Source organism: Streptomyces sp. RB17, assembly GCF_009604455.1.
Taxonomy (GTDB): domain Bacteria; phylum Actinomycetota; class Actinomycetes; order Streptomycetales; family Streptomycetaceae; genus Streptomyces.
On record NZ_WEGL01000017.1, the window covers coordinates 26,320 to 39,307 of the forward strand.

Genomic DNA, 12,988 nt, shown 5'->3' on the forward strand with positions numbered 1-12,988 from the left:
CAGGCGCAACATCGGCTGACAGCCTGTCATTCCAAGGTGACAACCGGACTCATTTTGCAAGGAGTCCTAGTACCAGTGCTCCAGGTGCGGGCGCAGGAGGTCTCACCGAACCTCTGTCGCCCGATGACGCGCCCCGTGACGTGGGTGCCGGCGGGGAGAGCTGTCACGGTCTTGGGTCAAGACTTACGAACTTCCTGAGGTGGCGGGGACTCCAGAGGCCGCGCGACCTCGGACATGAGTCCGATGATGGTGCAGCCCAGGGAAGAGCGCCATCAGCTTGGGAAGCTGCGAGCATTTGCGGCCGGTTGGGGGCTGATTTGGGCGAACGGCTGTGATGCAGCCTCGTCGGGCCCGGTTGCTTTCACCGTGATTCCCCGTTGTTCCCCGCTTGTTCTGGCGCACGTATGGTGCGGTGCCGCATGCGCGTCCTTTCGAATGCGGTGTCCGCATCTCGTGCCATGACCCTCGGGTGCTGCAGATCCCGGGATACGAAGGCGGCCCTCTGGTCGCGGGGAACGCCTATCTGGACGACCCCTTGTTCTGGCCGGTGCACCTCGGTACCTGTTTGCGCGGTGTGGACGCGCAACGAGCTGCGTTCGGTGCCGACTGGGACGCGGCCATGGGCACGCTGTGGGCACAGCGTGGAAGGACGCCGGCCGCAGCGCTTGCGTGAAGGGGCTCTGCGCTCGGCGCCGCTGTCTCCGTCGACCAGCCCGGCGGCCCTTGGCGAGTGCACAGCCCTTCCGGCGGGGTGCGCCTCCCGGGGCGAGGACGGCATCGGTTTGGCAGCAGCGGACCGGCGACTTTCCGGGCCGTGCTCCCCTTCGGCCGCAAGACGGCGTTCGGGATACGGCACGCGCCCGCGTGTTCAGGCGGAGCCGGAGCCGGAACTGCCCGCCGACTGGCTGGCGGCACGGCGGTACTCGGCGTTGATGCGCTGCGCTTCCTCGAGTTGGTCCTCGAGGATGACGATGCGGCACGCGGCCTCGATCGGAGTCCCCTTGTCGACGAGCTCGCGGGCGCGCGCGGCGATCCGCAGCTGGTAGCGGGAGTACCGGCGATGTCCTCCCTCGGAGCGGAGCGGAGTGATCAGACGAGCCTCACCGATGGCCCGGAGGAACGCCGGGGTGGTGCCGAGCATCTCGGCTGCCCGGCCCATGGTGTAGGCGGGGTAGTCGTCGTCGTCCAGACGATCATTCAGGGGGTTGTCCGATGTCATGTCACCTCGCTGTGTAACGCGTCGAGGGGCCCTGGTGCCGTACGGCACCAGGGCCCCGAAGGAAATTCAACACCATCTGTCGGCCCTACTGCTGTGCCGACCTTCTGTTTCCGCTACCCGGCCCGGCAGGGGGGGTGCGGGGGATCGCTGCTGCTTGACCGGGGACCACCATCCATTCCGGGGTCTTGCGGTACCCGGGCCGAGTGCTTCTCGGGCCGGGCGATCCTGATGGCGTCTGCTCCTCCGTTCCTCTCTGAACCAACCACTCAGTGAACCGGTACTGCTGTTGGCAGCTCCTCGACGTGCGAGCCGCCCAGTGCGGCTCTCAGTCCCGTCACCGTTCTGGTAACACTCTGGCTTCGAGGCTCGAGAGCCGCACTGACCTGCGTACTTCGTATTCAGGCACCCGCCAGTTCGTGTCTGGCGGGTCTTGTTCGTCCGTGTCTACGAGAAGAAGCGTACCCACATCAGGAACGAAAATCTACTCATGCAAGAGTAGATTTCACCCTTCTGGTGGAGGAAGAAGCCTGCCGCGTTCGGGCCTCACCGGTTAGCGGAGGCCGCCTCCTGCCGAGCGCGCCAACTGCTTCAGCCCCACGGGCGGTTCCTGATACAGGTGGGCCGCATATGCTGTGCTGTCATGTCGAACCCTGATGAGCTGCTCGTCGCCATCTCCGCCGCGGTGGAGTCCGAGCGAAGCAATCAGATGTCGCTGACCGTGGTCGTCGGCGGCGCCGTCATCACCGGCCGGCTGGCTCCCGAGGCGGTGTGGAGGGAGCGGGTGGCGGAGGTCCTGAAGGACTCGGACCGTCTCGGCCCGTTCTCGGACGTCTTTGCGCGCGGTCCGCGAGGGAACCGGCCCGGTCGCGGCGAGGCACCCACGCATCTGCACTTTCATCTCGCCCGGATCCTGCAGGGCAGCCTCGGCATCCCGGAGACGGGCGGCATGTACCGAGTCGCGATCAAGGACGTCAGCGCATGGACCGTAGGAGATCTCATCCACTTCGACCGGTGAGACGTTGCCTCCGCCCCGTTGCCCGGGGCTTTCCGAGCGGACGGCGACACAGCGGTGGGGGCGGTCTCCCGCCCGTCCTCATACGGCCACAGGGCCGGTGCCGCCGAGCAGTGCGGACGCGGTTTGGAGGGCGGTGGGTCCACCCGCGCCCACGGGCGCGCCCTCGGGGCGGTCGTGGCAGGTGAAGCCGAGACGCGTCATGGCCCGCACGACTTCGGCGGCGGTGAAGTCACGGGGGTCCTGTCGCGTGATGACCTGGCCCACCTGCTTGACGGGGTAGCGGCGGCGGCCGATGGTCACGGACGCCCCCGTGACGAGCTCGGGCCTGACGCCCTTCATCGAGGCCAGCACCCCGGTCCTGGTCAGGTCGAACGGGTACCGGGCGATGACACAGCGCATGATGCCTCACAGGGGAGAAGTCGCGTGGAAGAGGAGAACGGGCCGCCCGGGGCGAGACGGATCAGCACGAGAGGGCGGCTACGCCCGGAACCCGGCCGTACTCACCGACGCCGCCCGAGCGGCCGCCGGGCGAGGGCAGTGGTCCGTCGAGGACGTCCCGCAGACGGATCCGGTCCGTGTGCGCGGAACTGTCGCGGAGAACGGCGAGCCGGACCCGGGTGACCGAGCCTGTGCTCTCGTCGTCCCCGTCGCACACTGTCAGGTACTCGACCCGGGCACCCGCCATGACGGCCAGAGCCACCTCGACGGTCATGTCATCACATACCCGAAGCCCGTGCCCTTCGATGTCCTCGACCGCGGTCACGGGAGCAGGGTCCGGCATACGGTACTGCGTCCGCGCTGGCGTCAAGGGTGTCTCCTTCGGTGGGGGATGGTCGGCTTGGCGGCCCTTGCGGCCCCGGGAGAGCACGGCGGCTTCCGGGAGGCCAAGGGGGCTCCGGGGACTGCGCCGGCCTAAGCAGCCGAGTCGTTCCCGGGCCGCCACTGTGCCCTGCGGCGCACCCCCGCGCCGACGGGTCGGCCCTGGCCGGTGCGGCCCCGGCGGTCCCGGGACGGCGAAGGCGCGCGGCGGGTGCGTTCCACGACAGGCGCGGTGATGACCACGGGAACCCCGGAGGGCGCCTGGGCACCCGTGATGCGGCTCAGCTCCGCCTCGCCCGAGCGGACCGGGGTGATGTGCGGGGTGATGCCGGCCGAAGCCATCAGCCGGGTCATGCCGCGGCGCTGGTCGGGGGTCACCAGGGTGACGACGCTGCCGGACTCCCCGGCGCGCGCCGTACGGCCGCCACGGTGCAGGTAGTCCTTGTGGTCGCTGGGCGGGTCCACGTTGACGACCAGGTCGAGACTGTCGACGTGGATGCCGCGGGCCGCGACGTTGGTGGCTACCAGGACGGTGATGTGACCGTCCTTGAACTGCGCCAGGGTCCGGGTGCGCTGCGGCTGGGACCGGCCACCGTGCAGGGCCGCGGCGCGGACACCGCTGCTCAGCAGGTGCTTGGTCAGCCGGTCCACGGCGTGCTTGGTGTCCAGGAACATGATGACCCGGCCGTCCCGGGCCGCGATCTCGGTGGTCGTGCGGTGCTTGTCCGCGTCGTGCACGTGGAGTACGTGGTGCTCCATCGTGGTGACGGCACCGGCCGACGGGTCGACGGAGTGCACCACCGGGTCGGTCAGGTAGCGGCGGACCAGCAGGTCGACGTTGCGGTCCAGAGTGGCCGAGAACAACATCCGCTGGCCCTCGGGGCACACCTGGTCGAGCAGGGCGGTGACCTGGGGCATGAAGCCCATGTCGGTCATCTGGTCGGCCTCGTCGAGCACCGTGGTGCCGACGTCGACGAGCCGGCAGTCGCCCCGGTCGATGAGGTCCTTGAGCCGACCGGGCGTCGCGACGACCACCTCCGCGCCGGCACGCAGCGCACCGGCCTGCCTGCCGATGGACATTCCACCGACGACGGTGGCGAGCCGCAGGCTCACCGAGCGGGCGTAGGGAGCGAGCGCGTCGGTGACCTGTTGGGCCAGCTCACGGGTGGGGACGAGGATCAGGGCCAGTGGCCGGCGCGGCTCGGCGCGCCGGCCCGCCGCACGGGCCAGTACCGCGAGGCCGAAGGCGAGGGTCTTGCCCGACCCGGTGCGGCCGCGACCGAGTACGTCACGGCCGGCCAGGGAGTTCGGCAGGGTCGCCGCCTGGATCGGGAACGGTACGGTCACACCTTCGTGGACGAGCGTGGTCAGCAACGGAGCCGGCATGGCGAGATCGGCGAACGACTCGACAGCGGGCAACGCGGGCGTGACCGTCTTCGGAAGCGCGAACTCGCCCCCCGCGGGCTGCCGGTTTCCGGAACCGGCGGAACGGCGCGGAACGCCGGAGCGGCCTGCGGCGGCGCTTCCTCCGAAGCGGTCGTATGTGCGATGGGTGCGTGCGCGAGTGGTACGTGTGCGGTTCATGCGGAACCTTCCTCGATGCGGGCACGTATCAAGGAATTTCCGCAGCAGAATGAGCGGCGCAGGGAATCGCGAGAACGGGCCGAAAAATCACAGAGTCGAATCACCCTGGGAATGAAGCGAGCTGGGGCCCGCACCCCAAGGTGCGGGCCCCAGCTGCGAAGTATGCGTCAGCGCCGGTGCGTCAGGCGGGAACGATGTTCTCGGCAGTCGGGCCCTTCTGGCCCTGCGCGATATCGAACGACACCTTCTGGCCTTCCAGCAGCTCGCGGAAGCCCTGGGTGGCGATGTTCGAGTAGTGGGCGAAGACGTCGGCGCCGCCGCCGTCCTGCTCGATGAAGCCGAAGCCCTTTTCCGCGTTGAACCACTTCACAGTGCCAGTAGCCATGTTGTTTCTCCTTCGGAGGCGGTATCGGGAATACGCCCTGTGCGCATTCCGTGTCGCCGTGATGATCGGCCGTCGGAAAAACCTTCTGGCAACCACACCTGCAACTGAGATCGACAGTAGCACGGTGCGATCGGCCTTGCACGGTCGATAATTCCGCTCCGCCGGGCGGTCGAGGAATACTCACCGTACCCCGCACCCATTTCTCATTTCACGGGCACAGATATTGCTCTCCGCGGACGCGGCCTTCCTGCCGTGCGCTTCCGCCCGCAGCCCTGTGACCTCCCTCGACGGGACATGTGCCGCTGCCACCGTCGTCAGCGGATGGCACAACAGCGAACACGCCCGAGACTCCCATACCGCAATAAAGGTCACATCCCCCGTGAAGAGCGTGCCGGCCGGCGTCGACGGTGATCGGGCTCACGTCGGTCAGGTAGATCCCGGAGATGGGAGGAAGCACGGGGAGTAGCGCGGGATGGGCGAGGCGAGTCCCGTGTTCGCACCGGCTCCCGAAGACGGGTGGCCTCATGACCGGCTCCGATTCACCCTCTGATTCCCGGCATCTGCTGAGCGGTGTTCACGTGATTCCCGGCATCTGCCGAGCGGTGTTCACGAGGCCGTACGGCCGGGGTGCGCGCTCCTCCGGTTGGAGACTACGGAGTCGCGGGAAGGTGTCCTGGATGGTGCGTGGTTGCCGCGGTCGCGCGACATCGCTTCCGAGCTGCCCGCACTGCTGACCGCCCTCACCAGGCACCTCGGACCCGTGACCCGCGTCGGGCTGGACACCGTGGCCTGGGCAGGGCTCCCGACGCGGATCGTCGTCGACGACCGGGTGGTGCATATCGACTCCTTCCCCGTGGGTGACGACACCATCCTGATCACCCGGGGTGACCAGGATCTCTTCTCGCTGCTGGTGGTCCCGCCGACCGCGACACCCGAGGCCGCCCGCGCCGCGATGGCCCAAGCAGTGCGGGCAGACAACGTCAGCCAGGCGGAACAGATCCTCATCGATACCGGAAGCGGGCAGGAGCCGTCGGACTGATGCGCCGCACCTGGACCGAGGCAGGTGAGGTCAGCCGCGCCACTCCACCATGAGCAGCGCCGCGCAGCAGCTCGAGGAGCGCATCGAGGAACTGGACGATCTGCTCTTCGCCGAAAGCAGCCGACAGATCCAGACCGTTCAGCGCCGTTCCTACGCTCTACGGAAATCACTGGTTCGGCTTCGTCGCGTCGTGCTGCCCATGCGGGAGGTCGTCAACGCCCTCATGCGCCCCGACCTCAAGGTCGTCGACGGCCCCCTGCTGCCGTACTACCGCGATGTGTACGACCACGTGCTGCGTGCCAGTGAGTGGACGGAGTCACTGCGCGACCTGGTGGAATCGGTGCTGGAGGCCAACCTGTCGGTGCAGGCCAACGCGATGAACCTGGTCATGAAGAAGGTGACGAGTTGGGCTGCGATCATCGCCGTGCCTACGGCGATCACCGGCTTCTACGGGCAGAACCTCCCCTACCCGGGCTTCGGACACCAGTCGGGGTTCATCGTCTCCAGCACCGTAATCGCCGTTGCCTCTCTGATGCTGTACTTCGCTTTCAGGCACTGGGACTGGCTCTGACCGCACACGCTTCTGCGTGCTGGTCGGCAGAAGAGCACAGGGAGCCGGAACCCGCACTTGGTTCCCCGAGGGCTCCCAAAACGGCTCCGCAAACCGTTCAGGGGCCTGGGGCTGCACTGTCGGGGTGGCGGAACCGGGCTGATGATCCGAGGGCGCAGGGTGGCTCGGTCGAAGCCCTGGGAAGTCGACGATGAGCTGTGGGCGGTGATCGAGCCGCTGCTGCCCGAGGTCGAACGTCGGACGCGGCACGCCGGCTGCACGCGGTATCCAGACCGTTTGGTGTTCCAGGGCATCCTGCCCGTCCTGCACACCGGGATCGCCTGGGAACACCAGCCGCAACAACTCGGCCTCGGCTCGGGCATGACCTGCTGGCGCCGCCTGGCCGAGTGGACCGAAGCCGGATCCGCCGGGAGATCCGCGACGACATCCACGAGGCCTTCCTCACCCTCGAATGCGCCCTCATCTGCTGGAGGCGCTTGAAGTCATCGCAATAGGAGTTCTTTGAACTTCAACAAGGCGACAGTCTGGTCAGCCGGTTGACTCGGGCGAGGCCAAGAATCAGGCTCCGGCGATGGTCCGGCCAGGCATCGGCTCCGCGAGCGCGGCCCGCCAGGCCGGCGCGCCGAAGGGATCGGCGAAGTACTGCGTCTCGTGCACCACGTGCTGGTCAGCGAATTCCATGATGCTCACCGAGTGCGAAGGCACACCGTCGTAGGTGATGAGGCATTCGCTCACCCATAGATCCGCATGGCCGGTGATCCGCTGGACGGTGAAGTGCCGGTCGGCTGGGTGGCCGCCGCGTTGCGCGGAGATCGTCGCTCGGCCCCGGAACCGCTCACCTGACTGCGGGTAGTCCAGGATGGCGTCCGCGGCGTAGATGGCGTGCTCGGCTTCGGTGTCCCCGCGTTCCGAGGCCCGCCAATGCTCCTCGATCGCGGCCCTGGTCCGGGAGTCAGCATCCATGGCACCGCCCTTCCGTAGCGGTGACAGCCTAGACACTCCGGGCCACAACCAGCCGGAGCCAGCCGGACGTGGGCTGCCAAGTCCTCCCTTCGGTCGGATCGGAGGGCGGCAGCCGTCCACCGTGGCAACGACGTCGAGTGACCTCCACCGGCTCACCCCACCTTCGATCCATCCTGTCAGGAGGTCTTAGGGCACGCGGAGGGCACGCTAGAGTTTCCCCTTGATCGTGGACACCCGGAGACTTGGGCGCATCGAGTCTCATGCGCGTCGGATGACCAGCACGGCCACGTCGTCGAGGTGGTCCACCTCGGCCACCGCGTCGAGTACTCGGTCTGCGGTCGCCTCGACGCCGAGCCGTTCCTGGAGGGCTCGACCGGCCAGCGCTCCCGCTCGCTCCAGTCCGGCTTCCAGGGGCAGGCGCGGCCCTTCGACCACACCATCGGTGACCATGACCAGCACGGTGCCCTCTTCCAAGGTGAAGGTCTCCTCGGGGTACTCGGCGCCAGGCACGACTCCCAGGACCGGCCCGGCGGGAAGTGTGCGGATGGTATGGCTGCCGTCGTCGCGTGCATGGAGCAGTGGCACATGGCCTGCGCTGGTACCGATGACCTGTCCGTCACGCGGATCGAGGTGCAGCATGGTGCAGCTCGCGAAGCGTGGCGCGCCCATCGCGACGAGCAACTCGTTGGTACGCGTCAGCACCGTTCCCGGCTCGGGCTCGTGGGCGGCGATCGCACGCATGGACGAGCGCACCTGGCCCATGAAAACCGCCGCATCCACGTCGTGCCCTTGGGCGTCGCCGATTTCCAGTGCGACCGCACCGTCGGGCAGGAAGAACGCGTCATACCAGTCTCCGCCGATATCCAGCCCATCCCGGCTGGGCTGATAGCGGGCAGCGATCTCCAGACCTGGGAGGTGCTCCGGCAGCGTCGGGAGCATGCTCTCCTGGAGCGCCGTGGACAGCTCGACGTGGGCTTGTTGCAACCTGATGCGCCTCAGTGCCTGGCCTGCCAATTCGGCCAGAGCCGTCATGAAGGCGAGCTTCTCGGAGGACGGGGGGCGCTCACTCTCGTACGTCACCACCCAGGCCCCGAGCGGCCGGTCGCCCACCGGGCTGAGGGGGATGATCGACAAGGCGGTGCCCGGGACGGGGCGCGGCAGGGGAAGACCGTCATCATGCAGCCAACGGCGAACAAACTCCTCGTGGTTGGGGAAGAACTGCGCCTGACCGGTACGGATCACGCAGGGCAACGGCCGGTCCTCATCCAGCGACAGGCCGTGCAGAGCATCAGCCTCCCACGCAGGAATCCCGGCATCCGAGGAAACCCGCAAGCGCCCATCGTCGACGACGGCGAAGAGCGTGCCAAGACCTCCGACGGCCGCGGCGAGCCGGGCCAGGACAACCTGCTGCAGTTCCTGCTCGGTGGCGGCGGTGAACAGGGCGGAGGAGAACGCGGTTATCCCATCGGCGCGCTCGCGCTCCGCGCTGACCTCGGCCAGCATCTCTTGGCGGTGTGTCTCCGACTGGGTGTCGTCGCGGATCACGGCGAAGACCCGTTCGGGGCCGCCGTATCCCAACTGGATCCGGCGGGTCTGGCCTGCGAGAACACGCCAGCCATCGGGCTCGGTGAGGAACCGCGACCTGATCCATGGGGACTGGGCGGCGGACGAGCGCACAAGCCGCTGTACGTTCCTCCGGTCGTCAGGGTGCACTCGCCTGATCACCTCGGACAGGGGCACCGACGCCTGCGGGAAGAGCGCGGCCAGGACGGGTGCGCCACCCAGTGACTCCACCCGGTGCTCATCGGGGGAACACATCCACAGGCCGAGGCCGGCATCCTTCGCCGCGAGTTGGAACGGGATCAGCAGACCACCGAGGTCGTGTCTCGCGTCCAACGAATGCAGCCATACAAGCCGCTCGCCACTCGAGGGATCCGTCACCGGTCGCGCCTCGACGAGGCAGACCACAGATGCGGTGCCCGTGCCGGGAAATTCCAGCACGCGCATCGCAAGCGTCTTCGTCGTGGCCCCGTGCGCCAGCAGGCTCTCAGCCGAGATGCGCTGATCCTCGGAGAGTAGATCAACGAAGCCATGACCCACGCACTGTTCCCACGGCCTGCCCAGTGCCGTGGCCATCGCGGCGTTGAGGGAGCGGATGACACCGTCCAGGATCAAAAGAGCCGACGGTGTAACCCTCTGAAGAAGTTCGTCCGCGGCGTCCACTTGCCGCTCCCTGACCATCGTCGAACGATGTGATCTCTTCGTCCTGCAACAAGGGTATCTGCCGCAGCGGTGGAAGTCCCGGGCAAAGGCCAGCACCGCGGTCGTCTTGCCCAGCCCCGGAAAGGCGTCCACGTCGACTCGCTCCGCTGACCCATACGCGTGGAAGCGGCTACCGAGCTTGGCGGACGCCGGCGTCGGGAGACGTCGCGAAGGTCTGCAGGTAGTCGATGGCTGCTTGCAACGCGTCTTTCAGTGGAGCGATGTCCCGCGCGACCTGGGCGAGGAGCATGCCGCCCTGGAAGGCAGCAAGGAGCAGATTGGCCAGTTGCGCGGGATCTGCCTCAGCGCTGATGCGGCCGAGTTGCTGCATGCGCTCGATTCCATCGCGGAAGATCTCCCTCCACTGGTCGAACGCACTCGCGAGCTCATCGTGAACGTCAAGGTCCGTCTTGATGATCTCGCTCGCGAGGGAGCCGAGGGTGCAGCCTTCCTGGTAGGCGCGCTCGTAGCCGACGTAGAAATCCGCCCACGCCCGGAGCGCGTCGAGGGTGTCGAAGCCGGCGAATCGCTCGTCGCGGTGGAACGTGAGGACGCGCTCGGCCTGCCATGCGATCACTGCCAGGACGAGACTCTCCTTGGTCGGGAAGTAGTGGTTGAGCTGCGATCCGCTGACGCCGGCGGCGCGGCGCAGCTGCTCGTTGTTCGTCGCGTGGACGCCGTTGGTGTAGATGAGCTCCGCAGCATGCTCCAGGATGCGGGCCCGCGTGGCCTGCCCCCTTGAAGTGAGCTTGTGAGGCGCCGGAGCCCCCGTAGTGGTGGTCATGCCTAACGATACCCCAGATTGGGCTTGACAGCCCAGATCCGAGTGGTGTTCACTCTGAGAAGTGGGCCGGGCAGCCCAGTTCCGCAGGGTTCGCAGTCACAACGGGGACTGGACCTCTGAAGCAGTAAGAACCGGCCTGGGCTCGACGCTGACCCCTCACACCTTCACCGGAGGTTGATTCGCCATGTCACGACTGAACGTTGCCTCTCCTGACGAGGTCCCCGACGGGGCGAAGGGCATCCTCGACAACGTCGGCACACAGTTCGGCTTCGTCCCGAACATGTTCGCGACTCTCGCGTCGAACCCGACCGTCCTCGACGTCGTCATGACGCTGCAGGGCTCCTTGAGCCGGGTTCTGGACGCGAAGACGCGGCACACCATCGCACTCGCCGTCTCGCAGGCCAACGGTTGCGATTACTGCCTGGCGATGCACACATACGTCTCGTCCGAACTCGGTGGCATGTCGAGCGATGACATCGACTTGGCCCGGGCCGGGAGCTCGATCGATCCCAAGCGCGCCGCGGTCGCTCGTTTCGCTCAGCAGGTGGTGGAGAGCCGCGGTCAGGTGAGCGACTCCGACCTCGCGGCTGTGCGAGGCGCCGGGTACACCGATCCGCAGATCCTGGCGATCGTCACGGTGGCGGTGCAGGTCCTGCTGACCAACTTCATCAACAACGTCAACCAGACCGACATCGACATCCCCGCCGTCAGCTCGGCCGGTACGCCCGGCTGATCGCCGGGATCCGCGTCGAGGCCGCGCACACAGCCGGTAAACCCTCACCGCCCCAAAACGATCATCCGGGAAGGTTCGATATGCCAGGCTCCGAACTCTATGAGAAGTTCATGGCACTGCACACCCGCGACGGCGGCCTCGTCATGCCGAACGCATGGGACGGCCTCTCGGCGCTGATGCTGGCCGATGCCGGCTTCGAGGCGATCGCGACGTCATCGGCGGCACTCGCCAGCACACTCGGCCGGGCCGACGGGCGTCACGAAGTCACCCGTGGCGAGCACCTCGAGCATGCGCGGCTGCTCGGCCGGCTCACCGGGCTGCCCGTCAACGGAGACTTCGAGGACGGCTACGGCGACACGCCTGAAGCCGTCGCTGCGACCGTGGCAGCCGCCGTCGAGTCCGGCCTGGCCGGTATCGGGATCGAAGACACCTCGGGCAATCCCGATCAACCGATCCGCGACTTCGACGAGGCAGTCAACCGCATACGCAGCGCCGTCGAGGCGGCCAAGGGGCGCATCGTCATCACCGGCCGCACTGACAACTTCATCGAGGGGCGGCCCGATCTCGACGACACCATCCGGCGTCTGACGGCCTTCGCCGAGGCCGGCGCGGATGTGCTCTACGCCCCTTACCCACCCGACCTCGACGCACTCGTCGCGATCGTCACCGCCGTCGCGCCGACACCGGTCAACGTCCTCATCTCGCCGGCGGACAAGGTGCTGACCGTCGCTGAACTGCAGAAGGCCGGGGTCAAGCGCATCAGCGTGGGTCCAGCGCTCTACACCCACGCAATGGAGGCACTCCAGCAGGCCACCAAGGCTCTCGTCGCGGGTGACCTCACCACTGCGACGACAGGAATCAGCTTCGAGCGCATCAGCGACCTACGTGCCCGCGGCACGAACTAGCCCAAACCCCGCGAACCACCGCTCGTCACCCACTCATCGCAAGAAGAAGGTTTGGCATGAATCTCGACAAGCTCATGAACAAGCACCTCACCAGGTACTTCGACCCCAGCAAGACCATTCCGGAGGACACCCTTCAGCAACTGCTGCGGTTCCTTCGCTCCACGCCGTCATCGGTGAACGTACAGCCCAACCACTTCTACGTCCTCGCCACGCCCGAAGGCAAGGAGCGGCTCGCCAACAACCTGGGCGAACGATTCCAGGACAACGCCGAGAAAATCCTGAAGGCGTCGCACACCATCATCCTCACCACCCGGGCAGATCTGCCCGACACCCACCTCGAGGCGGTGTTCGCAAAGGAGAGGGCCGACGGCCGGTTCCCTGACCCGTCCAAGCAGGAGCTGTGGGAATCCATGACCCGGGACTTCCTCAACCTGCGCAACTACGGCTACAAGGACCTGAACCACTGGATGGAGAAGCAGACCTACATGGCGGTGGGCCTGACCATGATGGCGGCCGCCGAGCTCGGCGTCGAGGCCACGCCGCTTGAGGGGTTCGACCCGACCAGTGTCGACAAGGCCTTCAAGATCCGCGAGAGCGGACACACCACGACGGTGCTGCTGGCCCTCGGCTACCCCGACCCGGAGAGGGTGTACACCACCCCGATCTCGCGATTCGACGACGACCAGCTGTTTACCTTCATCTAAACACC

14 protein-coding genes and 1 pseudogene are annotated in these 12,988 nt (G+C 67.2%); 7 read left to right on the plus strand and 8 right to left on the minus strand.

The annotated features are described in order from the left end of the window. Nucleotides 1-868: 868 nt before the first annotated feature. The gene (locus SRB17_RS42190; protein WP_153547088.1) at nucleotides 869-1,219 is read right to left on the minus strand and encodes a MerR family transcriptional regulator; all 351 of its coding nucleotides are present in this window, start codon (nucleotides 1,217-1,219) and stop codon (nucleotides 869-871) included. A 640-nt stretch (nucleotides 1,220-1,859) separates the two neighbouring features. On the opposite strand from SRB17_RS42190, the gene SRB17_RS42195 reads away from it, so the two are divergent. Further along, complete coding sequence (locus SRB17_RS42195; RefSeq protein WP_031172494.1) at nucleotides 1,860-2,234, plus strand: hypothetical protein; 375 nt, start codon at nucleotides 1,860-1,862, stop codon at nucleotides 2,232-2,234. Between the two features lie 78 nt (nucleotides 2,235-2,312). Here the strand turns inward: SRB17_RS42195 and SRB17_RS42200 are convergent, their stop codons facing one another. From SRB17_RS42200 to SRB17_RS42215, 4 genes are all read right to left on the minus strand, one after another. Next, complete coding sequence (locus SRB17_RS42200) at nucleotides 2,313-2,633, minus strand: SCO5918 family protein (protein WP_153547090.1); 321 nt, start codon at nucleotides 2,631-2,633, stop codon at nucleotides 2,313-2,315. A 61-nt stretch (nucleotides 2,634-2,694) separates the two neighbouring features. Further along, nucleotides 2,695-3,015 (minus strand): CBS domain-containing protein, encoded by a 321-nt coding sequence (locus SRB17_RS42205; RefSeq protein WP_153547140.1) that lies wholly within the window; start codon nucleotides 3,013-3,015, stop codon nucleotides 2,695-2,697. A gap of 131 nt (nucleotides 3,016-3,146) precedes the next feature. Continuing rightward, nucleotides 3,147-4,637 carry a DEAD/DEAH box helicase gene (locus tag SRB17_RS42210; protein WP_194294326.1) on the minus strand — a complete coding sequence of 497 codons (1,491 nt, stop codon included), beginning with the start codon at nucleotides 4,635-4,637 and terminating at the stop codon, nucleotides 3,147-3,149. A gap of 181 nt (nucleotides 4,638-4,818) precedes the next feature. After that, nucleotides 4,819-5,022 carry a cold-shock protein gene (locus SRB17_RS42215; protein WP_028799214.1) on the minus strand — a complete coding sequence of 68 codons (204 nt, stop codon included), beginning with the start codon at nucleotides 5,020-5,022 and terminating at the stop codon, nucleotides 4,819-4,821. Between the two features lie 592 nt (nucleotides 5,023-5,614). On the opposite strand from SRB17_RS42215, the gene SRB17_RS42220 reads away from it, so the two are divergent. The 3 genes and pseudogenes from SRB17_RS42220 to SRB17_RS42230 all read left to right on the plus strand — a co-directional run. Beyond that, nucleotides 5,615-6,061, plus strand: a complete 447-nt coding sequence (locus tag SRB17_RS42220) for a DUF5994 family protein (protein WP_153547092.1) — start codon at nucleotides 5,615-5,617, stop codon at nucleotides 6,059-6,061. 49 nt (nucleotides 6,062-6,110) lie between these two features. Then, nucleotides 6,111-6,632: a magnesium transporter CorA family protein gene (locus SRB17_RS42225; RefSeq protein ID WP_228396620.1), complete on the plus strand. Its 522-nt coding sequence runs from the start codon at nucleotides 6,111-6,113 to the stop codon at nucleotides 6,630-6,632. A gap of 141 nt (nucleotides 6,633-6,773) precedes the next feature. Continuing rightward, nucleotides 6,774-7,034, plus strand: a pseudogene (locus SRB17_RS42230) (transposase); the annotation flags it as partial. A 156-nt stretch (nucleotides 7,035-7,190) separates the two neighbouring features. Here the strand turns inward: SRB17_RS42230 and SRB17_RS42235 are convergent. From SRB17_RS42235 to SRB17_RS42245, 3 genes are all read right to left on the minus strand, one after another. After that, entirely contained in the window at nucleotides 7,191-7,595 is a 405-nt protein-coding gene (locus tag SRB17_RS42235) for a nuclear transport factor 2 family protein (RefSeq protein ID WP_153547096.1), read from the minus strand. A gap of 258 nt (nucleotides 7,596-7,853) precedes the next feature. Then, on the minus strand, nucleotides 7,854-9,818 hold the full coding sequence (locus SRB17_RS42240; protein ID WP_194294328.1) for a SpoIIE family protein phosphatase: 1,965 nt from the start codon (nucleotides 9,816-9,818) through the stop codon (nucleotides 7,854-7,856). Nucleotides 9,819-9,987: 169 nt separating this feature from the next. After that, nucleotides 9,988-10,641, minus strand: coding sequence for a TetR/AcrR family transcriptional regulator (locus SRB17_RS42245; RefSeq protein ID WP_153547100.1), 654 nt, complete (start codon nucleotides 10,639-10,641; stop codon nucleotides 9,988-9,990). 184 nt (nucleotides 10,642-10,825) lie between these two features. On the opposite strand from SRB17_RS42245, the gene SRB17_RS42250 reads away from it, so the two are divergent. The 3 genes from SRB17_RS42250 to SRB17_RS42260 all read left to right on the plus strand — a co-directional run bounded on the left by SRB17_RS42250 (nucleotide 10,826) and on the right by SRB17_RS42260 (nucleotide 12,983). Then, the gene (locus SRB17_RS42250) at nucleotides 10,826-11,374 is read left to right on the plus strand and encodes a carboxymuconolactone decarboxylase family protein (RefSeq protein WP_153547102.1); all 549 of its coding nucleotides are present in this window, start codon (nucleotides 10,826-10,828) and stop codon (nucleotides 11,372-11,374) included. 110 nt (nucleotides 11,375-11,484) lie between these two features. Then, nucleotides 11,485-12,279 carry an isocitrate lyase/PEP mutase family protein gene (locus SRB17_RS42255; protein WP_228396621.1) on the plus strand — a complete coding sequence of 265 codons (795 nt, stop codon included), beginning with the start codon at nucleotides 11,485-11,487 and terminating at the stop codon, nucleotides 12,277-12,279. A 56-nt stretch (nucleotides 12,280-12,335) separates the two neighbouring features. Continuing rightward, on the plus strand, nucleotides 12,336-12,983 hold the full coding sequence (locus SRB17_RS42260) for a nitroreductase family protein (protein ID WP_153547106.1): 648 nt from the start codon (nucleotides 12,336-12,338) through the stop codon (nucleotides 12,981-12,983). Nucleotides 12,984-12,988: the final 5 nt, after the last annotated feature.